Consider the following 20,872-nt stretch of genomic DNA (forward strand, 5'->3'; position numbering starts at 1 on the left):
GGTTACACCATGGGGGAAGGAACCTGGCTGAATCGGACATTCGGTCAGACCGCCTGGTTGGCACCCAACACTATGCCGTACCAGGACCCCTCGATGCGACGGTACAAGTCGGCTCCCTTCAGGACTTTGATCACCAGGCAGCCTCGGTAGGTGTCGCCGACGTTCTTGCGCACCGTCTTGGGGTTGTGCTTCTTGAGCGTCGTCTTGTTGAACGCGGACCTGTCCGCCCCCACGAGGTCGGCCCAGTACTGCTCGGCGCCCGCCACGTCGGCGTTCTCGTGGATCATCACGGTGTAGCGCAGTCGCCCGCGCGCGACTCCGACGAGGTCCAGCCAGGCGAGAAAGACCTCGATCATGCCCGGATCGCTGTTGACGAAGGTGACGGTCTCCCGTCGGTCGTAGGGCTTGTCCTTGCCGCCCTCGGCCCAGTAGAGGCCCACTCCCACCAGGAAGAGCTCACGGGGCGACAGATCGCCGATCGCCTGCTCGGCCGCCTTCTTCGCCCGTCGGCGTTCCTCGTCGCGGATACGGAGCTTCTCCTCCCAGCCCCGGTTGGAGATCGCGGAGGCTTCCTCCCGGCTGCGCCTGCGCTCCGGCCTCGGAAGGTTCCGCACCCACAACGAGACCGAACTCCTCGAGCACCCCAGTTCCGCCTCGATGCGGTCGTACGTCCAGCCCTGGAGCCGCAGCTCCCGCGCCCTCTCCCGCAGGTCGTCCCTGGCCTGCGGGCGCTTCGTCCACTCCGGGGGCGGTTCTCCCTTCACCAGCCGGTTGAGGATGTCGTTGTTGAAGACCTTCAACTCGTCTCGGATCTGCCGAAGGCTGAGCCCCGAACGTCGTAGTGCGACCGCCCGTTCCCTCAGGCCTTCGAAGTCCGCGTATTTGCCCTGTGCGTCTGCCATGGGCATACCGTCCGGGCGGAATGGGGTCGTCCGTGGTCGAACGTTGTGTGATTCAGCAGTTCGAGGGATTCCGGTGGGTTTCGCTTCTGTTCGATTACGGAGGGTGGTGTGACGCAGCCGTGGAAACTCGCCGGAAAACCCCCGCCCTGCGCCCGTAGGCTGGAGGCATGACCACGACGGGGGAAGTCCACCAGGGGGCCGTGACCGGCCCGTGGTGGTGGACGCGGTGGCGTAGTGCGGTGCTCGACATGTCTCTCGCGGCGGTGTCCGCCGTGGAGTGCTCGATGGAGGGCATCCAGTTCTCGAAGGATGCCGGGCTGCCCGGTCCGGTCGGGATGGCGTTCGGGCTGTTCGCCGGGGTCACGTTGCTGCTGCGACGGAAGTGGCCCGTGGCCGTGGTGCTCGTGTCGATCGCGATCACTCCGGCGCAGATGGGTTTCCTGCTGGGTCTGGTGGGGCTGTACACGCTGGCGGCCTCGGAGTTGCCCCGGCGGATCATCGGTGCGCTGGCGGGGATGTCGTTCGTCGGGATGTTCATCGTCACGTATGTGCGGGCGCATCAGGGGATGGTGCGCGGGGACCTGTCGATCGCGGGCGGGTTCATCCCGTTTCTTTCGGTCACCACCGCGCTGGGGATGACGGCTCCTCCCGTGCTGCTCGGGTTGTATGTCGGGGCCCGGCGGCGGCTGATGGAGAGCCTGCGGGAGCGGGCGGACTCGTTGGAGCGGGAGTTGATGCTGCTCGCGGAGCGGGCGGAGGAGCGGGCCGAGTGGGCGCGGAACGAGGAGCGGACGCGGATCGCGCGGGAGATGCATGACGTGGTCGCGCATCGGGTGAGTCTGATGGTGGTGCATGCGGCGGCGCTGCAGGCGGTGGCGCGGAAGGATCCGGAGAAGGCGGTGAAGAACGCCGCTCTGGTCGGGGACATGGGCCGGCAGGCGCTGACGGAGTTGCGCGAGATGCTGGGTGTGCTGCGTACGGGGGAGGGGCTGGCGGGCCGGTCGGTGCGGGACGATGTGCCGCTTGCGGCGGTCGGGGCGGCTGCGGCCGCCGCGGCGTCGCGGGCGGTCGGGGATGTGGCCGAGGGGCCGTGTCTGGCCGAGTTGGACGAGTTGATCGGGCAGTCGGCGGCGGCCGGGATGGTGGTGCACCTGTCGGTGGAGGGGCAGGTGCGTGCGTATGCGCGTGAGGTGGAGCAGACCGCGTATCGGGTGGTGCAGGAGGCGCTGACCAACGTGCACAAGCATGCGGCGGGGGCGAAGACGCATGTGCGGCTGGCGCACCGTTCGGCGGAGATCGCGATGCAGGTGGAGAACGAGCCGCCGTCGGAGCCGGGTTCGGCGCAGGTGGCGCGGTTGCCGAGTGGGGGCAACGGCCTGGTCGGGATGAAGGAGCGGGTCAGCGCGTTGGGCGGGGTTTTTGTGTCGGGGCCGACGGATGCCGGTGGGTTCCGGGTGTCGGCGGTCATTCCGGCCCAGGTGGCGTGAGGCGGTTCCGGGTGCGGGCCGGCTTGCTTGTGCCGTGGCCGGTGTGGGTGGTGCCGGTCGTCAGCCGGGGGTGAGTCGTACGGGTTCGATTCCGGTGAGCAGGGTGGTGAGGCCGTGGTCGATGTCGGGGCCGAGGTACCAGTCGCCGGTGTGGTCGAGGGCGTAGACGCGGCCTTCGGTGTCGATGGCGAGGACGGCGCGGCTGTCGGTCTCCTCGCCGAGGGGGCAGACCTCGGTGTCGAGGGCGCGGCCGAGGTCGCCGAGGGTGCGGGCCATGTGGAGGCCGTGCAGGGGGTCGAGGTGGAGGGCGGCGGGGGCGAGCCCGCGGCCGGGTCCTTGTGCGGTGATGTGCAGTGCGCCGAATTCCGCCCATGCTTCGACGGCCGCGGGGAAGACCGCGTGCTGGTGGCCTGCGGGGGAGGTGTGGCCGCGGAGGGTGTCGGCCCAGACTTCCGCCTGCTTTATGTCCCAGCGGCCCGGTTGCCAGCCGGCGGCGCGCAGTGCGGCGTCGACGGGTACGGAGAAGCGTGTGGTGGAGGTGCGGTCGGCGTGCATCTGCCCTTCGTTCGTCGAGTGCCGTGGCGCGGCGCGGGCGCCGTCGTGCGGTGGGGTGTGGGGGTGGTGGTGCGCCGTGGGGTCAGTCCTGCGCCGTGGGGTCGACGATGCGTACGCCGAAGTGGTCGCTGAGTGCGGTGCAGGCGCGGCAGGGTGCGGCGAAGCCGCCGTGCAGGGGGTCGCCGTCCTCGCGGATGCGGCGGGCGGTGAGCTTGGCCTGTTTGAGGGCTTTGCGGGCTTCGCCGTTGGTCATGGGTTTGCGTGCGGCGCGTTTGGTGCGGGCCGCGTCGGCGGTGGCGATGTGCCGGGAGATGAGGATCGTTTCGGCGCATCTTCCGGTGTAGCGGTCGCGCTGGCCGCTGGTGAGGGTGTCGAGGAAGTCCTGGACGAGGGGGTGCAGGACGGGGGGCTGGTCGCCGCGGGCGGCGGTGCCGGTGAGGGTGGCGCCGCGGGCGGAGAGGGCGGCGGCGACGGTGGGGAGTATGCCGTCGCGGCGGTGGCGGAGGGTGGGGGCGGGGGCGGCGTCGCTGGTGCTCCAGCCGACGCGTGGGTCTCCCGACGTGCCTGTTTGTGTTGCGTTCATGATCGTCTTCCCCTCCCTTGCATCCCCCCTGGGAGGAAACAGACTGCCAAACGCCCTGGCCGGTGCGGAAGCTGGGGCGCTGCGACACGCCAGGGCTTCGGCGTACGGTCACGGTGGGGTGACGGCTGGTCACGGTGGCGGTGTGTCGGGCACGGTGTGTGAGCGGTGGCCCGGTGACCGGTGCCGTCGTACCGCATAGGCTGGTGACATCCGCGATCCACACTGCCGTAGAGGCCAGACAGAACGCCGCAGGGGGCAAACGTCATGACGACAGGTCGGCTCGGGCTGGGGGTACCTCGGGCTGGGGGACGTGCCGCGCCGCCGAACGCGGCTTATGCCGGACAGGTCGTGCACTTTCCGGACCCGGTGAGGGCTGCTCGGCATCCCAGGGGCGTGCAGGTCGACGAGTTCGGGTATCCCGACTTCTCGCCCTATGCCCGTGCGGCCGCGGAGATCGCTGAGCCGCCCGAGGGGTTCGGTGTGGACGAGTTGCGGCTGACGGACTACGTGTCGGCGAATGCGGTGTCTGCGGCGTCCGGTAACGAGTTGTGGGACACGATTCCGGCGGTGGCGACGCCGCACGGGTGGACGTGGCACCACGTTCGGGGCACGCGGCGGCTGGAGTTGGTTCCGGTCGAGGTGAAGGCGCTGTTGCGGCATCACGGCGGGGTGGCGACGACGCGCGTCGATCACGGCAAGCGGGGGACGCGTCCGTTGCAGGAGACGCGGCCGGCGCACTTCGGGCTGCCGAAGTCGTCGGTGGCGGTGACGGAGCAGCAGGTGCTGGGGGTCGAGGAGGAGCTGGGGTACCGGCTTCCGGGCGCGTACCGGTCGTTTCTGAAGGCGGCGGGTGGTTCGGCGCCGGTGGGTGTGGCGCTCGACGCGGAGTTGGGGCTGCTGGTGGACCAGCCGTTCTTCACGGTGCGGGACGAGGCGGCCGTCAACGACCTTGTGTATATGAACAAGTGTCTGCGCGACCATCTGACGAAGGACTATCTGGGTGTCGGGTTCGTGCAGGGCGGTCTGCTGGCCGTGAAGGTGAAGGGTGACGGGATCGGTTCGGTCTGGTTCTGCGCCTATGACGACGTGCGTGACGTGGATGCGTCGTGGACGGCGGCCGAGCGTGTGCGGCGGCTGCTGTTGCCGTGCGGTGACGACTTCGACGGGTTTCTGTCGCGGCTCGCGGGCGGTCCGCCGGAGTTGGAGACCGTGGCGAACCTGATGGTGGACGGTGGGTTCGCGCGCGCGGTGCCTGTGTCGTCGGTGGGGGAGTGAGTCGAAGCGATGGTGACGTTCGCTCAGGCGCAGGAGCGCGCGGAAGAGTGGATCAACGGTGATGTGCCGGCGTACCAGCATCGTGAGGTGCGGGTGCGGGAGTTCGAGCTCGGGTTCGTGGTGTGGGCGGAGGACCGGGCCGAGGGGCCGCGGTCGGACGGTGGCGCGCAGCGACTCGTGATAGCTCGTGACAGCGGTGAGGCGACGCTGTGGCCGGGCCTCGCGGTGGGTGAGGTGATCCGCCGGTACGAGGAGGAGTACGGGGTGGTGGACGCGGCGGCGCGGCAGGCGCCGGCGCCGCCGGCCCGGGTGGATCTGAACCAGACGTCGTTCCTGCTGAGCCCGCCCGAGTGGCTTCAGGAGGCGGCGGACAGGATGGGTGTTCCGGACCGTCGCCGGGACGGCGGTTCGTCGTCCGGGGTGTCGGACGGCGCGGGTTCGCGTCCGGCCGCGGCGGCCGGGTCCCCGGGTGGTGCGGCTGCCGCGGCCCCTTCGGGTTCGCCGTGGCCTGCGGCCGGGGGCGGGCGGGGGGAGCCGCAGGACGCGAGGCCGGGTGTGCCGGCGGGGGCGACGCCGTGGACGGGGACGGACACCAACGCCGATGCGGGTGAGGATCGTTCGGTTCCGCTGCCGGCGACGGTGTTCGCGCCGCCGTTGGCGGACGCGGACGAGGGCGGTACGCCGCCGCCCGCGTCCGTCCCGGATGCGGAGACCACGCTGATGGCGGGTGGCAGCCGGCTGCCGCGTACGGCGGTCGCTCCGGTGGTGGAGGAGCCGGGGGCGGGTGCCGCGCCCGCGCCCTCGTACGGTTATCCGCAGGGTCCGGGCGGCGCGCCGGGTGTGCCGCAGGGTCCGGGTGGTGCCGGTGCTGCGGCGTACGGGTATCCGCAGGGTTCCGGTGGTGCGCCGGGTGCTCCTCGGCAGGATGTGCCGCAGGCTTCCGGAGCGCCCGGCGGTGCGCAGTCCGCGGCGGCTTCGGCCGCGTCGGGCCCGCGGCTCGCGCCGAACGCCGACGACATCGCCGATGCCGCGACCAGCAAGGCGGCTCCGCCTCGGGGGGCGCGGTCCGGGGGTGCGCTCCGTCCGCCGGGTGATCCCGGCACGCCGGGGGTGCGGCCGGGTGGCGCACCGCCGCCTCCGCCGCCGGGTCCCGGGGCGGGCGGTTATGTGCCGACCCAGTTGGTGTCGCAGCTCGGGCCCGACGGGCCGGGGAGCGCAGTGGGCCCGGGTGTTGGGCAGCCGCCGGGCGCCCCTGGTGCGCCGGGTGTGCCGCCGCGTGCGCCGGGCGCCGTCACTCCTGCGGCGCCTCCGGCTCCCGCGGGGCCGCCGGTTCCTCCGGGACCGCCCGGGGGTGCTCCGCAGCCTCCGGCCGCGCCTGACACGCCGGGTGGTACGCCTCCTGGCGGTGTGCACCACGCGGCCACGATGTTCGCCGGTCCGTCAGGTCCGTCCGGTCCGGGTGTGCCGCAGCCGCCGGCCGCCCCCGGCGTCCCGGGGATGCCTCCCGGCGTTCCGGGTGCGCCCGCCGCTCCGGGTGTCGTCCACCACGCCGAGACCGTACTGTCCGGGCCGCCGTCCGCTGGGCCCGGCGCGCCTCCGCCGCCGGGTGCTCCGGGGATGCCGCCCGGGGCCGCGCAGCCGGTGCCCGGTCAGCAGCCGGCGTACGGGTATCCGCCCTCCGGCCTGCCGACGGTGGGTCCCGGCTACCAGGCCGTGCTGCGCTACCGCGCGCAGGACGGTTCCGAGCAGCAGCTGATCCGGCGTTCGGCGCCGGGCACTCCGCATCCGGAGTGGCAGATCTTCCACGAGCTGCGGGCGATGAACGTCCCGCCGGACCAGGTGCTGGAGCTGCACACGGAGCTGGAGTCGTGTGAGCTGCCGGGGGCCTACTGTGCGCGGATGATCCGGGAGAACTGGCCGCAGGCGCGGATCACCAGTATCGCCCCGTACGGCACCGATCATGCCTCGCGTCAGCAGGGCATGCAGCAACTGCTCGCGCACCAGGGTGAGTTGCACCAGGTGGCGGACGGTCCGGCGCGTCCGGGCCCGGTGCGTGCGCCGCTGCCCGCGGTGCAGCCCGTGCCGCCGATCCCGCCGGAGGGCGTCGCGCAGGAGCTGGCGGGCGCCTTCGGGCCGGGGGTCTTCCGGTTCGATCACGCCGCGGTCTCCCGGCAGGGTGTGCCGCCGATCGTGTCGCACACCCTGGTGGTGGCCGGACTGCCGCTGGACATGGGCCCGTTCTTCTGGGCGCAGGCCCAGCCGGGCCGTCCGGTGCCGACGCTGGCCGAACTGGCGCAGGAGCGTGGCGTGCAGCCCGCTGCGGACGCGGCCTCGTATCTAGTCATGGGCAGCGACTTCGGCAAGGCGATCTGTGTGCAGTACGGCACGGCGAACATCGTCGCGGTGCCGGTGGAGGGTGGTGTCCCCGTTCCGCCGCAGTTCGTGAACACGGGTCTGCCCGAGTTCGTGCGCTGTCTTGCGCTGCTCGGGCGGATGTGGCGGCTGAGGTTCGGGCTCAACCAGGAGCAGGCGGGCCGCTGGACGGTGGACTTCCAGGCCCAACTCGCCTCCCTGGACCCGGCGGCGCTCGGTTCGCCGGAGAGCTGGTGGTCGGTGCTGCTGGAGCAGATGTGGGACGGGTTGTTGTGATCCGTTTCTGAGGTTTCGTCAAGGGCTGGGCCCGGTCGTACATACGACCGGGCCCAGCCCCTTTTTCAGGTGATCTTCACCGCTGTCCGTTGCTTACATGTGGAGTGTCGCGTTATGAACACTTCTGTCTGATCCATCAAGATGTGCGCACAATCATCGGCTCCTGCGGGTCGGGCGGAGAGGGGTTCCATGAGCAGCGCAGCGGGGTCGCCGCACGGCTTCGTGTCCGTGCGGCGGGGTTACCGTCCCGATCAGGTCGACGCGTACACCGCGGCCCTCTCGCAGGACCGTGACGCCGCCTGGGAGCGGGCCGCCCGGCTCACCGTGCTGGCCAAGGAGATGGAGGGGGATCTGGAGCGGCTGCGCGAGACGGTGTCGCAACTGGACCCGCAGACGTACGAGGCCCTCGGCGACCGGGCCCGGCGGTTGTTCGACATGGCGCTGGAGGAGGCCGCCGCCCTGCGGGACGAGGCGCGGCGGGAGTCGCAGGACCTTCTCGCCGGGGCGGAGGAAGCGGCCGGACGGATGCGGCAGGCCGCGGAGGACCACGCCGGCGAGGTGCGTGCCGACGCCGAGGAGCGGGTCCGCACCCGGATGCTCGCGGCCCGGGCCGAGGCCGACGATATGCGGATCCAGGCACGGCGCGAGGTGAAGGAGGGGCGCGGGGAGGCGCTGGCCGCGCTGCGCGAGGTGCGGCAGCGCACCGAGACGCTGCTCGTCGAGCAGGAGCGGGAGCATTCCGAACGCCAGGAGGGCGAGGAGCGCGCGGCGGCCGCGCGGGCCGCCGCGCTGGACGCGGCGGAGGCCGAGCGGGTGGCCCAGGCGGAGGCCGTCCTGTCGCAGGCGAAGCAGGCGTTCACCGAGGCCGAGGAGTCGGCCCGGCAGATCCAGCGGGACGCCAGGGCGCGTGCCGCCGAGATCATCGCCGACGCCCGCCTGCGGGAGGAGCGCATCGCCCGGGAGACGGAACGGGTACTGCGGGAGCACGGCGAGCAATGGGACTGTGTGCAGGCCCAGATGGACCATGTGCGCAACAGCCTCGCCATGCTGACGGGCCGGGCCGTCGCGGAGTAGCCCCGGCCGGGGGCGCGCCGCGTTCTCAGCCGCTCCTTCGCACCGCCCCCGCCAGGATCCACCCCTCCACCGCCTCGTACTGTCGGCGCTGCTCCGCGGCCTGGCGGCGGCCGGAGGCGATCGTGCCCAGCCAGCCGTAGGCGAAGCCCAGCGGGATGGAGACGAGACCGGTGGTGGTGAACGGATACCAGTTGAAGTCGGCGTTCGGGAAGGCCGAGGTGGGGGAGCCCGAGACCAGGTTCGTTCCGGTCATCAGGACCACCACCGTCACCGTGCCGCCGATCAGCGTCCACAGCAGGCCGGTTCGGGTGTAGCGGCGCCAGAAGAGGGTGTACACGAGTGCCGGTGCGATCGCGGACGCACCGATGCAGAACGAGAGCGTCACCAGCGGCTGAAGGCTCAGGTGCTGGACGAGGGTGGCGAGCAGGATCGCCAGGGCGCCCACCGCCAGCGCGGACAGGCGTGCCGCCGTCATCTCGCGACGCGGCGTCAGGTCCCGTACATGGGAGGCGAACACGTCGTGGGCGAGGGAGTTGGCGCAGGCGAGGATCATTCCGGCCACGGACGCCAGCAGGGTCAGGAAGATCGCCGTCGTCACCGCGGTGAACAGCAGCGTCGCGGCGGCGGACAGGTCCGGCCCGAACGCCGCCCGGGAGCCCAGCAGATAGGCCGTGCGGCCCTGCGGGTCGGCGGCCGCGACGGCCTCCCGCCCGATCAGGGCCGTCGCGCCGAACCCGACGACCGTGATGACGGGCACGAACAGGGTCACCGACGGCACCGCCCAGGACAGCGAGCGGCGCACCTGCCGGGCGCTGTTGGCCGTGTACATGCGCATGGTGATGTGCGGCAGGCAGGCGCCGCCGAGCACCACCGTCAGCTCGGAGCTGATCATGTCGAGGCGGGGGGCGGGACCGCCCGCGAACTGCAGTCCCGAGTGCAGGAAGGCGGAACCTACCCCGCTGTTCCGTGCGGCCGCCGTGAGCAACGCGCCCGGGTCCCAGTCGAAGCGGTGCAGGATCAGCGCGGCGACGGTCGCGCCGGAGCCGAGCAGCATCACGATCTTGAGGATCTGGATGAGGGCGGTGCCCTTCATACCGCCGATCGCCGCGTAACCGATCATCAGCGCGCCGAGGCCGATGATGCACCCCGTCTTCACGGAGTCGCCGGAGAAGCCGAGGATGAAGGCCAGCAGGTCCCCGGCTCCGGCGAGTTGGACGAGCATCATCGGCAGCAGCGCGGCGAGGGTCACGATGCACGCGGTCATGCGGACCGCCCGCCCCGGCATCCGCCGCGCCAGGGCGTCGCCCATGGTGAAACGGCCCGCGTTGCGCAGGGGTTCGGCCAGCAGGAACATCAGCAGCATCAGCGACAGGACCGTGCTCAGGGCGAGGACGACACCGTCGTACCCGGTGAGCGCGATGATCCCGCTGGTGCTGAGCACGGTGGCGGCGGAGATGTAGTCCCCGGCGATGGCGAGGCCGTTGCTCATCGGGGAGAGGGAGCTGTAGCCGGTGTAGAACTCGTCGAGGTCGTCCCGGTCCGGGCCGGTCATCACGCACAGCAGGAGCGTGACGGTGGCGACGGTGGTGAACGCCACGAGCGACATGGTCTGCGCCGAACTGCTGAATCCGGTGAGCCCGCCGGCTGCGGTCGCGGTCATCGTGCGGCCTCCCGCTTGGCGTCCAGTGCGGCCTGCCGGCGGATGCGGTCGGCGATCGGGTCGACGGTGCGGCGGGCGGTGTACTCGTAGACGGCGATCGCGACACAGGTGACGGGGACCTGGAGCAGGCCCAGCAGCAGGCCCGCGGTGAGACCGCCGGAGACCTCGCCCGTCATGAAGGACGGCGCGAACGCGGACAGCACCAGGAAGAACGTGAAGTAGCCCAGCGCGGTGAGGGCGGCCACGCGCCGCTGCCGGCGGTAGGCGGTACGCAGCACGCGCAGGTCGCTGTGGCGCCCGAGCGGCTGGTGGCGCGGCAGTCGCCTGCGGACCGGTTCGGCGGGCGGCGGCTGCCAGGGGTAGGTCGGGTGCGACGGTGGCGCGTGATGCGGCGGTGTGTACTCGGGGAGCGAGTGCGGTGGCAGAAAGGCGTCGGACATCCCGATTCTCCTTGCCGGCTCGGGTCCGTGGCGGCGGACCGCAGGGAGCGGGGGGTGGCGACGCACGTTACTCGCGCGTAGGGAGCTGTGCGGGGTTTTCGACAAACTGAGCGGTCGGTATGCGCTTACCTTCACCGACCTGTGTTGTTACCTGCGTTTACTTCAACATTCAACGTCTCTCGGACCGGCCTCCGCACGGCCGCGCGGCACCGGACCCGCGCGGCACCGCGCCGCGCACCCGCGGGGCCGCGGCATCACGGCGGTCAGTCGCTGAGGACCGGGAAGCGGCGCGGGGCCAGAACGAGCAGGGCCACGAAGGCGAGCGCGGCCGCACAGGATGCGCCCAGGTAGACCGAGTGGACCGCGGACGCGATCGCCCGGCGTGTCGCCTCCGGCACGGAGCCCTTGGCCAGGGCCCGTGTCACCGCGTCCAGGTCGCCGACGCCGCCCAGCCGCGACGCCAGTACGCCGTTGGCGATCGCGCCGAACACGGACGCCCCCAGGGTCTGGCCCGTCTGACGGCAGAACAGGACCGACGCCGTCGTCGTGCCGCGCTCCGACCAGCCGACCGTCGACTGCACGCCCACGATCAGCGGGAGCTGGAAGAGGCCCAGCGCGCCGCCGAGCAGCAGCATCAGCAGGGTCGGCTGCCAGGGGGAGCCGGGGTAGGGCAGGAAGGGGAAGGCCAGCAGGATCAGCGCCGCGAGCCCGATGCCCAGCAGCGCCGTGTCCCGGAAGCCGATGCGGCGGTACACGTGCTGACTGAGCGCCGCCGACACCGGCCAGCTGAGCGTCCACACCGAGAGCACGAATCCGGCCGCGACCGGGGCGAGGCCGAGTACCGCCTGGGCGTACGTCGGCAGGAAGACCGACGGGGCCACCATCAGCAGCCCCAGCGCGCCGAGCGCCACGTTGACCGCGGCGATCGTGCGGCGCCGCCACACCCAGCCGGGGATGATCGGCTCCGCCGCCCGGCGCTCGACCGCCACCACGACCGCGATCAGCGCGAGCCCGGCGGCGAACAGCGCCAGCGAGGGTGCCGACAGCCAGGGCCAGGCCACCCCGCCCTGCACCAGCGCCGTCAGCAGGACGCCACCGCAGGCGAACACCGCGAGAGCCCCCGCCCAGTCGATGCGGGGCCGGGGGCCGGGTTCCCGGTGCGGCTCGTGCAGATGGCGGACGATCAGCCACAGTGCGAGCGCCCCGATCGGCAGATTGACGAGGAAGATCCACCGCCAGTCGGCGTACGCGGCGAACACTCCGCCGAGCGCCGGGCCCGCGACCGCGGACACCGCCCAGACCGTGGACAGCTTGGACTGGATCTTCGGACGCTCCTTGAGCGGGTACAGGTCGGCGGCGAGCGTCTGCACCGTGCCCTGGAGGGCGCCGCCCCCCAGGCCCTGCACGATACGGAACGCGATCAGCGCCCCCATGTTCCATGCGACCGCGCACAGCAGCGAGCCCACCAGGAAGAGGACCGCGCCCGCGACCAGCACCGGCTTGCGGCCCATGGTGTCCGAGAGCTTGCCGTAGACGGGCAGCGTCACCGTCACGGCCAGCAGATAGCCCGAGAACAGCCAGGAGAAGACGGAGAAGCCGCCGAGGTCGCCGACGATCTGCGGTACGGCGGTCGACACGATCGTCGAGTCGAGCGCGGCGAGCGCCATCGCGAGCATCAGAGCGGCGACGACGGCACCGCGTCTCGCGGATCCGGTGTGCCGTGCGGCCTCACGTGTCGCGGGTCTTGTACTGCCCACCGGACGCCCTCCCTTTCATATGTCTGCCGCACGCAAGTTTCTCACCGACCCGGACCCCGCGGTAAGGCCGGCTCCGGGGGCGCGTGAGGGCCCCGCGCGCCCCCCGGCGCCGCGGATTCTTGACCCTCACGCGACGGAAGGGTGGAGCCTGATGCCGCAGGTGGGTGGAGTCCACCCTGAGAAGGACTCCACCCTCCGGTGGACTGCCCCTAGGGGTAGCTCCGTACCAGGGCTCGGGGAGGGTTCGTCCCGACGGAGGACGAGCCGCGCCCCGTCCGTTCTTAACCTGGCTTTACGCCGCTGGGGAGCGGCCGGGACGCACGGGGGGCGTGCCCGCCGTACCGGAGGGGGTGGGGTTTTCCCCAGCGGAAGACGGGGCCGGGCACCAGCGCGCCGGCGCCCCTCCCGGAACCAGACTGTTCGACGCGGCAGGGCACCGCCCGCCGCGACACGGGACCGCACGTCCCGTCCACCGACCGCAAGAGGAGACTTTGCCATGACATCGGCCGTGACCATTCCCAGGCACGGGGGTACTGGAGGGCGTACGGCCGTAGCCGCGCGAGCGCGGCAGGTCGTCAAAGCGTACGGCTCCGGGGAGACCCGGGTCGTCGCCCTCGACCATGTCGACGTGGACATCGCGCGTGGCCAGTTCACCGCGATCATGGGCCCCTCGGGCTCGGGCAAGTCCACCCTGATGCACTGCCTGGCCGGGCTCGACACCGTGACGAGCGGCCAGATCTTCCTGGACGAGACCGAGATCACCCGGCTGAAGGACAAGAAGCTCACCCAGCTGCGCCGGGACCGCATCGGATTCATCTTCCAGGCGTTCAACCTGCTTCCCACGCTGAACGCGATCGAGAACATCACGCTGCCCATGGACATCGCCGGCCGCAAGCCGGACCGCGCGTGGCTGAACCGCGTCGTGGAGACCGTCGGTCTGGCCGACCGCCTCAAGCACCGCCCCACCCAGCTCTCCGGAGGCCAGCAGCAGCGAGTCGCCGTGGCCCGCGCCCTGGCGGCCCGCCCCGAGATCATCTTCGGTGACGAGCCGACCGGAAACCTGGACTCTCGGGCCGGCGCCGAGGTGCTGAGCTTCCTGCGCCGCTCGGTCGACGAGCTCGGCCAGACCATCGTGATGGTCACGCACGACCCGGTCGCCGCCTCGTACGCCGACCGCGTGCTCTACCTGGCGGACGGCCGGATCGTCGACGAGATGCTCAAGCCGACCGCGGACACCGTCCTCGACCGCATGAAGGACTTCGACGCCCGGGGGCGTACGTCATGACCGTCCTGAAGACCTCGATGCGCAATTTCTTCGCGCACAAGGGACGCATGGCCCTGTCGGCCGTCGCCGTCCTGCTGTCGGTGGCCTTCGTGTGCGGCACGCTCGTCTTCACCGACACGATGAACACGACCTTCGACAAGCTCTTCGCGGTGACGTCGTCGGATGTGACGGTCAGCGCGAAGGGCGCCTCCGACACCGGTGAGACCACGTCCGGGAACGGAAAGCCGCCCGTCATGCCGGCCTCCGTGCTCGGCGAGGTGCGCGGGGCGCAGGGCGTGAAGTCGGCCGAGGGCACGGTCTTCTCCACCTCGGTGACCGTCGTCGACGCCGACAAGAACAACCTGTCGCCCAAGAGCGGCGCCCCGACCATCGTCGGCAGCTGGAACGGCAACGACGCCCGCACCATGAAGATCACCTCCGGTGCGGCGCCCGAGGGCACCGACCAGATCATGGTCGACGCCGACACCGCCGACAAGCACCACCTGAAGCTCGGGGACGACATCGGCGTGATCAGCGCCGTCGGCACGCACTCCGCGAAGATCTCCGGAATCGCCACCTTCACCGTCACCAACCCCGGTGCCGCGATCTTCTACCTGGACACCAGGACCGCCCAGGAGGCGCTCGTCGGGAAGACCGGCGTCTACACGAACGTCAACGTCACCGCGGACAGCGGCGTCAGCGACGCGCAGCTGAAGAAGAACGTGGCGGCCGGGATCGGCGGCGCCTACAAGGTGCAGACCGCGAAGGAGACCGCGGACGCCAACCAGAAGGACGTCGAGAGCTTCCTGAGCGTGATGAAGTACGCGATGCTCGGCTTCGCCGGGATCGCCTTCCTGGTCGGCATCTTCCTGATCATCAACACCTTCTCCATGCTGGTCGCCCAGCGCACCCGGGAGATCGGTCTGATGCGGGCGATCGGCTCCTCGCGCCGCCAGGTCAACCGCTCGGTGCTCACCGAGGCTCTGCTGCTCGGGGTGACGGGATCCGTGCTCGGTGTCGGTGCGGGAGTCGGCATCGCGGTCGGCCTGATGAAGCTCATGGGCTCGATGGGCATGCATCTGTCCACCAGTGATCTGACGGTCGCCTGGACGACCCCCGTGGCCGGTGTCGTGCTGGGTGTGGTGGTCACGATCCTGTCCGCCTACCTGCCCGCCCGGCGTGCCGGCAAGATCTCCCCGATGGCCGCGCTCCGCGACGCGGGTGCCCCGGCCGACGCGAGGGCGGGACGGATCCGGGCCCTGATCGGCCTGCTCCTCACCGGCGCCGGCGGCTACTGCCTGTACCTGGCGGCGGCGGCCGACAAGGCCACGGACGGCTCGCTCTGGCTCGGCCTCGGCGTGGTCCTGTCGCTGATCGGCTTCGTCGCCGTCGGACCCCTGCTCGCGGGCGGCGTGGTCCGGGCGCTCGGAGCGGTCGTCCTGCGGATCTTCGGCCCGGTCGGGCGGATGGCCGAACGCAACGCCCTGCGCAACCCGCGCCGCACCGGGGCGACAGGCGCCGCCCTGATGATCGGCCTGGCCCTGGTGGCCTGCCTCTCGGTCGTCGGCTCCTCCATGGTGGCCTCCGCGACCGACCAGCTCGACAAGAGCGTCGGCACGGACTTCATCGTCCAGAGCGACAGCGGGCAGCTGATCACCCCGCAGGCGGTCAAGGCAGTGAAGTCCACCCCGGATCTCGAACGGGTCACCGAGTACAAGGTCCTCGACGCCGCACTGACCACGCCCGACGGACGCACCTCCAAGAACGAGACGATCAACGCCGCCGACCCGACCTACGCGCAGGACCTGCGCACCGAGACGGTCGCGGGAGATCTCGCGGACGCCTACCGTCCGGACTCGATGTCCGTCTTCGAAGGCTTCGCCAAGAAGCACGGCATCAAGGTCGGGTCCACCGTGAAGGTCGACTTCAAGGACGGCAGGACGGCCGATCTGACGGTTCGCGCGATCACCAGCGACGACGTCGTGATCGACAAGGGCGCGATGTACGCGTCGATCACCACGGCAGCGAAGTACGTGCCCGCCGACAGCATGCCGCTGGACGTCCTGGTGTTCGCCACGGCCAAGGACGGCCAGGAGACGGCCGCCTACAAGTCGCTGAAGTCGGCACTGCACGACTATCCGCAGTACACGGTCCGGGACCAGACCGACTACAAGCAGGCACTGAAGGACCAGATCGGCCAGCTGCTGAACATGATCTACGGCCTGCTGGCACTGGCGATCATCGTCGCGGTCCTGGGAGTCGTGAACACCCTGGCCCTGTCCGTGGTGGAGCGCACCCGGGAGATCGGCCTGATGCGGGCGATCGGGCTCTCGCGCCGCCAGCTGCGCAGGATGATCCGTCTCGAGTCGGTCGTGATCGCCCTCTTCGGCGCCCTGCTGGGCCTCGGCCTCGGCATGGGCTGGGGCGCGACCGCCCAGAAGCTGCTGGCCCTCGAGGGACTGCAGGTCCTGGAGATCCCGTGGGGCACGATCATCGCGGTCTTCATCGGCTCCGCGTTCGTGGGCCTGCTCGCGGCCCTGATCCCGGCGTTCCGCGCCGGCCGGATGAACGTGCTGAACGCGATCGCCACAGAGTAGCCATCGGGCGGGGAGAACGGGGGTACGGGGGAAGCCCGGTGCCGGGGAGCGAGCGCTCCCCGGCACCGGGCTTCGCGCATCGGGCGGCCCGGCCCCCGCCGCAGCGGATCCCCCGGGAGCGGGCGCGCCCCGTGCCGGGCGTGCGACGGCGGGCGTTGTCCACAGGCCCGGCGTACACCCGCGCAGCGTCGTACGCTGGACAACCCCGGCCCCTGGAACCTCGCGGCCGGGTGTTCGTGTTGCCCACCCGGGACGGGATGCCCCTTTCATGAGCCTGCACGGTCTGCTCGACGCCGTCGTCAAGGACACCGCCCTCGCCGAAGCGATCCAGGCGGCCGCAGACGGCAACCGCATGCATGTCGACCTGGTCGGCCCGCCGGCGGCACGCCCCTTCGCGATCGCCGCCCTGGCCCGCGAGACCGACCGGCCCGTGCTGGCGGTGACCGCGACCGGCCGGGAGGCCGAGGACCTGGCGGCGGCCCTGCGCTCCCTGCTGCCCCCCGACGGCGTGGTGGAGTACCCCTCGTGGGAGACCCTCCCGCACGAGCGGCTCAGCCCCCGCAGCGACACCGTCGGCCGCCGGCTCGCCGTCCTCAGGCGGCTCGCCCACCCGAGGCCGGACGACCCCGAGACCGGACCGGTCTCCGTTGTCGTCGCCCCCGTGCGTTCCGTGCTCCAGCCCCAGGTCAAGGGGCTGGGCGACCTGGAGCCTGTCGCCCTGCGCACCGGGCAGCGGGCCGACCTGGAGGAGATCGTGGGCGCGCTGGCCGCGGCCGCGTACTCCCGGGTCGAGCTGGTGGAGAAGCGCGGCGAGTTCGCCGTGCGCGGCGGCATCCTGGACGTCTTCCCGCCCACCGAGGAACACCCCCTGCGCATCGAGTTCTGGGGCGACGACGTCGAGGAGATCCGCTACTTCAAGGTCGCCGACCAGCGCTCCCTGGAGGTCGCCGAGCACGGCCTGTGGGCGCCCCCGTGCCGTGAGCTGCTGCTGACCGACGACGTGCGGCGGCGGGCCGCCGCCCTCGCCGAGGCGCATCCCGAGCTGGGCGAGCTGCTCGGCAAGATCGCCGAGGGCATCGCGGTCGAGGGCATGGAGTCGCTCGCCCCCGTGCTCGTCGACGACATGGAACTCCTCCTGGACGTGCTGCCGGCGCGCGCCATGGCCGTCGTCTGCGACCCCGAGCGGGTGCGGACCCGGGCCGCGGACCTGGTGGCCACCAGCCAGGAGTTCCTGCAGGCGTCCTGGGCGGCCACCGCGGGCGGCGGCGAAGCGCCGATCGACGTCGGCGCGGCCTCCCTGTGGTCCATCGCGGACGTCCGGGAGCGCGGCCGCGAGCTGGGCATGCTGTGGTGGTCGGTGTCACCGTTCGCGGCCGACGACGAACTGGACTCCCTGGACGGGGACACCCTCAAGCTCGGCATGCACGCGACCGAGACCTACCGCGGCGACACCGCGAAGGCGCTCGCCGACACCAAGGGCTGGATCGCCGACGGCTGGCGCACCGTGTTCGTGACCGAGGGCCACGGCCCCGCCTCGCGCACGGTCGAGGTGCTGGGCAGCGAGGGCATCGCGGCCCGTCTGGACGCCGACCTCGGGGAGATGTCGCCGTCGGTCGTGCACGTGGCGTGCGGCTCGATCGACTACGGCTTCGTGGACCCCGCGCTCGGGCTCGCCGTGCTCACCGAGACCGACCTCTCCGGGCAGAAGGCGGCCGGCCGGGACGGCACCCGCATGCCGGCCCGGCGCCGCAAGACCATCGACCCGCTGACCCTGGAGCCGGGCGACTACATCGTCCACGAACAGCACGGCGTGGGCCGCTACATCGAGATGGTGCAGCGCACCGTGCAGGGCGCGACCCGCGAGTACCTGGTGGTCGAGTACGCGCCGGCCAAACGCGGCCAGCCCGGCGACCGGCTCTACATCCCCACCGACCAGCTGGAGCAGATCACCAAGTACGTCGGCGGCGAGGCCCCGACGCTGCACCGCCTGGGCGGCGCCGACTGGACCAAGACCAAGGCCCGCGCGAAGAAGGCGGTCAAGGAGATCGCCGCGGACCTGATCAAGCTGTACAGCGCGCGGATGGCGGCGCCCGGCCATGCCTTCGGCGGGGACACGCCCTGGCAGCGGGAGCTGGAGGACGCGTTCCCGTACGTGGAGACCCCCGACCAGCTGACCACGATCGCCGAGGTCAAGGACGACATGGAGAAGTCGGTCCCGATGGACCGGCTGATCTGCGGCGACGTGGGCTACGGCAAGACGGAGATCGCGGTCAGGGCCGCCTTCAAGGCCGTGCAGGACGGCAAGCAGGTCGCCGTCCTCGTGCCCACGACCCTGCTGGTGCAGCAGCACTTCGGCACGTTCAGCGAGCGGTACTCGCAGTTCCCCGTGAACGTGCGGGCGCTGTCCCGCTTCCAGACGGAGACGCAGGCGAAGGCGGTCCTGGAGGGTCTCAGGGACGGCTCGGTCGACCTTGTCATCGGCACGCACCGGCTGTTCTCCTCGGAGACCAAGTTCAAGGACCTGGGCCTGGTCATCGTCGACGAGGAGCAGCGCTTCGGCGTCGAGCACAAGGAGCAGCTGAAGAAGCTCCGCGCGAACGTCGACGTGCTCACCATGTCGGCGACCCCCATCCCGCGCACGTTGGAGATGGCGGTGACGGGCATCCGCGAGATGTCCACCATCACGACCCCGCCGGAGGAGCGGCACCCGGTGCTGACCTTCGTGGGCCCGTACGAGGAGAAGCAGATCGGCGCCGCCGTCCGCCGCGAACTGCTGCGCGAGGGACAGGTCTTCTACATCCACAACCGGGTGGAGTCCATCGACCGTGCCGCGGCGCGCCTGCGCGAGATCGTCCCCGAGGCGCGGATCGCCACGGCCCACGGCCAGATGTCGGAGCAGACGCTGGAACAGGTGGTCGTCGACTTCTGGGAGAAGAAGTACGACGTCCTGGTCTCCACGACGATCGTCGAGTCCGGTATCGACATCTCGAACGCGAACACCCTGATCGTCGAGCGCGGCGACAACTTCGGCCTCTCCCAGCTGCACCAGCTCCGCGGCCGCGTGGGCCGGGGCCGCGAGCGCGGCTATGCCTACTTCCTGTACCCGCCGGAGAAGCCCCTCACGGAGACCGCCCACGAACGCCTCGCGACGATCGCCCAGCACACGGAGATGGGCGCGGGCATGTACGTCGCGATGAAGGACCTGGAGATCCGCGGCGCGGGCAATCTCCTCGGCGGCGAGCAGTCGGGCCACATCGCGGGCGTCGGCTTCGACCTGTACGTGCGGATGGTCGGTGAGGCCGTCGCCGACTACCGTGCGTCCCTGGACGGCGGGGTGGAGGAGGAGCCGCCGCTCGAGGTGAAGATCGAGCTCCCGGTCGACGCACACGTCCCGCACGACTACGCGCCCGGCGAGCGGCTGCGCCTGCAGGCCTATCGCGCGATCGCCTCCGTGAACACGGAGGAGGACATCAAGTCCGTCCGCGAGGAACTCGTCGACCGCTACGGCAAGCTGCCCGAGCCCGTCGAGAACCTCCTTCTGGTGGCGGGCCTGCGCATGTTCGCCCGTGCCTGCGGCGTCGGCGAGATCGTGCTGCAGGGCAACAACATCCGCTTCGCCCCGGTGGAGTTGAGGGAGTCCCAGGAGCTGCGGGTCAAGCGGCTCTACCCCGGCACGGTCATCAAGCCGACGGCCCACCAGGTCCTGGTGCCGCGCCCGAAGACCGCGAAGGTGGGCGGAAAGCCCCTGGTCGGCCGGGAGCTGCTGGGCTGGGTCGGGGAGTTCCTGACCTCGATCCTCGGGTCCTAGACGCCCGTACGGTTCGGGCCGCGGGCCCCGGCGGACTGCCGGGGCCCGCGGGCCTTCCGTCCGCCGGCGTGCTGTCCGCCGGTGTCCTGCTCAGCCGGAGCGGAACAGCATCCCGGCCAGCGTGCGGAAGACCTCCTCGGGGTCCCGGTCGCCGATCGGGGCGTCGAGGCTGTGGCCGAGGAGGAGCGTCGCGAAGCCGTGGGCCAGGGACCAGGCGGCGACACCGGCGAGGCGGGCGTCATCGGCGCGGCCCGCCGACTCCGAGTCCGCGACGGCCGTGCGCAGGCGCTCGCCCGCCAGAGCGCGGGCCGCCGTCAGCTCCACGTCGTTCCCGCGCAGCAGTTCCGGCGTGAACATCACCTGGAAATGGGCCGGGTGCTCCGTCGCGAACCGCACATAGCGCACGCCGGCGTCGCGCAGGCCGTCGGCGTCGCCGAGCGCCGCGGCGAGCAGGGCGTAACCCTCGGCCGCGATCGCTGTGAGCAGGCCGGTGCGGTCCTTGAAGTGATGGGCCGGAGCCGCGTGCGAGACGCCCGCGCGGCGGGCCAGATCGCGCAGGCTGAGGGCGGACGGGCCGTCGATGCCGATGACCTCGAGGGCCGCGGACAGGATCGCCCGGCGCAGGTCGCCGTGGTGGTAGCGGCGGGAGGACGGCCCTGCCGCCTCCTGGGCCGGCGCGGTCTCTTCGGCCTGCCCGGCCCCTGCGGCCCGCACGGCTCTTGTGGTCCCGGCGGGGCCGTCGGCCGGTGCGGTCGTGGCGTCACCCGCGGTCCGGCTGCTCTTCGCTGTCCTGGCGGCGGTCATGTCCAGCAGCGTACGCG

General features: G+C 71.5%; 14 protein-coding genes. 7 read left to right on the top strand and 7 right to left on the bottom strand.

From position 1 onward, the window contains the following. Positions 1-44: 44 nt before the first annotated feature. Positions 45-902: a terminase gpP N-terminus-related DNA-binding protein gene (locus ACSHXN_RS24060; protein WP_438303682.1), complete on the bottom strand. Its 858-nt coding sequence runs from the start codon at positions 900-902 to the stop codon at positions 45-47. Positions 903-1,069: 167 nt separating this feature from the next. On the opposite strand from ACSHXN_RS24060, the gene ACSHXN_RS24065 reads away from it, so the two are divergent. Continuing rightward, on the top strand, positions 1,070-2,389 hold the full coding sequence (locus tag ACSHXN_RS24065) for a sensor histidine kinase (protein WP_438303683.1): 1,320 nt from the start codon (positions 1,070-1,072) through the stop codon (positions 2,387-2,389). Positions 2,390-2,449: 60 nt separating this feature from the next. Here ACSHXN_RS24065 and ACSHXN_RS24070 read toward each other — a convergent pair whose 3' ends face one another. Together ACSHXN_RS24070 and ACSHXN_RS24075 are read right to left on the bottom strand one after the other, a co-directional pair. Further along, positions 2,450-2,944 (bottom strand): SUKH-3 domain-containing protein, encoded by a 495-nt coding sequence (locus ACSHXN_RS24070; protein WP_331266640.1) that lies wholly within the window; start codon positions 2,942-2,944, stop codon positions 2,450-2,452. Positions 2,945-3,026: 82 nt separating this feature from the next. Beyond that, on the bottom strand, positions 3,027-3,527 hold the full coding sequence (locus tag ACSHXN_RS24075) for a YwqJ-related putative deaminase (protein WP_355138625.1): 501 nt from the start codon (positions 3,525-3,527) through the stop codon (positions 3,027-3,029). Between the two features lie 264 nt (positions 3,528-3,791). On the opposite strand from ACSHXN_RS24075, the gene ACSHXN_RS24080 reads away from it, so the two are divergent. From ACSHXN_RS24080 to ACSHXN_RS24090, 3 genes are all read left to right on the top strand, one after another. Beyond that, entirely contained in the window at positions 3,792-4,802 is a 1,011-nt protein-coding gene (locus tag ACSHXN_RS24080) for an SMI1/KNR4 family protein (protein ID WP_355138623.1), read from the top strand. A 9-nt stretch (positions 4,803-4,811) separates the two neighbouring features. Next, positions 4,812-7,451: an SUKH-4 family immunity protein gene (locus ACSHXN_RS24085; protein ID WP_438303684.1), complete on the top strand. Its 2,640-nt coding sequence runs from the start codon at positions 4,812-4,814 to the stop codon at positions 7,449-7,451. A 189-nt stretch (positions 7,452-7,640) separates the two neighbouring features. After that, entirely contained in the window at positions 7,641-8,525 is an 885-nt protein-coding gene (locus ACSHXN_RS24090; protein ID WP_355138619.1) for a cellulose-binding protein, read from the top strand. Positions 8,526-8,550: 25 nt separating this feature from the next. Here ACSHXN_RS24090 and ACSHXN_RS24095 read toward each other — a convergent pair whose 3' ends face one another. From ACSHXN_RS24095 to ACSHXN_RS24105, 3 genes are all read right to left on the bottom strand, one after another. Then, complete coding sequence (locus ACSHXN_RS24095) at positions 8,551-10,185, bottom strand: sodium/solute symporter (protein ID WP_355138617.1); 1,635 nt, start codon at positions 10,183-10,185, stop codon at positions 8,551-8,553. Beyond that, positions 10,182-10,625: a DUF485 domain-containing protein gene (locus tag ACSHXN_RS24100; protein WP_438303685.1), complete on the bottom strand. Its 444-nt coding sequence runs from the start codon at positions 10,623-10,625 to the stop codon at positions 10,182-10,184. Before ACSHXN_RS24100 ends, ACSHXN_RS24095 begins: the two co-directional genes overlap by 4 nt. A 263-nt stretch (positions 10,626-10,888) precedes the next feature. Continuing rightward, positions 10,889-12,382, bottom strand: a complete 1,494-nt coding sequence (locus ACSHXN_RS24105) for an MFS transporter (protein ID WP_355138613.1) — start codon at positions 12,380-12,382, stop codon at positions 10,889-10,891. A gap of 496 nt (positions 12,383-12,878) precedes the next feature. On the opposite strand from ACSHXN_RS24105, the gene ACSHXN_RS24110 reads away from it, so the two are divergent. The 3 genes from ACSHXN_RS24110 (at position 12,879) to mfd (ending at position 20,051) form a co-directional block, all read left to right on the top strand. Beyond that, the gene (locus ACSHXN_RS24110) at positions 12,879-13,667 is read left to right on the top strand and encodes an ABC transporter ATP-binding protein (RefSeq protein ID WP_331266648.1); all 789 of its coding nucleotides are present in this window, start codon (positions 12,879-12,881) and stop codon (positions 13,665-13,667) included. Then, a complete protein-coding gene (locus tag ACSHXN_RS24115; RefSeq protein WP_355138609.1) occupies positions 13,664-16,243 on the top strand; it encodes an ABC transporter permease in 2,580 nt (859 codons plus the stop codon). Before ACSHXN_RS24110 ends, ACSHXN_RS24115 begins: the two co-directional genes overlap by 4 nt. A 268-nt stretch (positions 16,244-16,511) precedes the next feature. Then, positions 16,512-20,051 (top strand): transcription-repair coupling factor, encoded by a 3,540-nt coding sequence (gene mfd, locus ACSHXN_RS24120; RefSeq protein ID WP_355800348.1) that lies wholly within the window; start codon positions 16,512-16,514, stop codon positions 20,049-20,051. A 90-nt stretch (positions 20,052-20,141) separates the two neighbouring features. On the opposite strand, the gene ACSHXN_RS24125 is transcribed toward mfd, so the two are convergent. Further along, entirely contained in the window at positions 20,142-20,855 is a 714-nt protein-coding gene (locus ACSHXN_RS24125) for a TetR/AcrR family transcriptional regulator (protein ID WP_438303686.1), read from the bottom strand. Positions 20,856-20,872 lie beyond the last annotated feature (17 nt).

It is taken from the genome of Streptomyces sp. HUAS TT11 (assembly GCF_051553595.1).
Classification (GTDB): Bacteria; Actinomycetota; Actinomycetes; order Streptomycetales; family Streptomycetaceae; genus Streptomyces.

Coding starts and splice junctions, on each gene's coding strand:
- ACSHXN_RS24065 (WP_438303683.1), top strand. CDS start 1,070: ATGACCACGACGGGGGAAGTCCACCAGGGGGCCGTGACCGGCCCGTGG.
- ACSHXN_RS24080 (WP_355138623.1), top strand. CDS start 3,792: ATGACGACAGGTCGGCTCGGGCTGGGGGTACCTCGGGCTGGGGGACGT.
- ACSHXN_RS24085 (WP_438303684.1), top strand. CDS start 4,812: ATGGTGACGTTCGCTCAGGCGCAGGAGCGCGCGGAAGAGTGGATCAAC.
- ACSHXN_RS24090 (WP_355138619.1), top strand. CDS start 7,641: ATGAGCAGCGCAGCGGGGTCGCCGCACGGCTTCGTGTCCGTGCGGCGG.
- ACSHXN_RS24070 (WP_331266640.1), bottom strand. CDS start 2,944: ATGCACGCCGACCGCACCTCCACCACACGCTTCTCCGTACCCGTCGAC.
- ACSHXN_RS24095 (WP_355138617.1), bottom strand. CDS start 10,185: ATGACCGCGACCGCAGCCGGCGGGCTCACCGGATTCAGCAGTTCGGCG.
- ACSHXN_RS24115 (WP_355138609.1), top strand. CDS start 13,664: ATGACCGTCCTGAAGACCTCGATGCGCAATTTCTTCGCGCACAAGGGA.
- ACSHXN_RS24125 (WP_438303686.1), bottom strand. CDS start 20,855: ATGACCGCCGCCAGGACAGCGAAGAGCAGCCGGACCGCGGGTGACGCC.
- ACSHXN_RS24100 (WP_438303685.1), bottom strand. CDS start 10,625: ATGTCCGACGCCTTTCTGCCACCGCACTCGCTCCCCGAGTACACACCG.
- ACSHXN_RS24060 (WP_438303682.1), bottom strand. CDS start 902: ATGGCAGACGCACAGGGCAAATACGCGGACTTCGAAGGCCTGAGGGAA.
- ACSHXN_RS24110 (WP_331266648.1), top strand. CDS start 12,879: ATGACATCGGCCGTGACCATTCCCAGGCACGGGGGTACTGGAGGGCGT.
- ACSHXN_RS24075 (WP_355138625.1), bottom strand. CDS start 3,527: ATGAACGCAACACAAACAGGCACGTCGGGAGACCCACGCGTCGGCTGG.
- mfd (WP_355800348.1), top strand. CDS start 16,512: ATGAGCCTGCACGGTCTGCTCGACGCCGTCGTCAAGGACACCGCCCTC.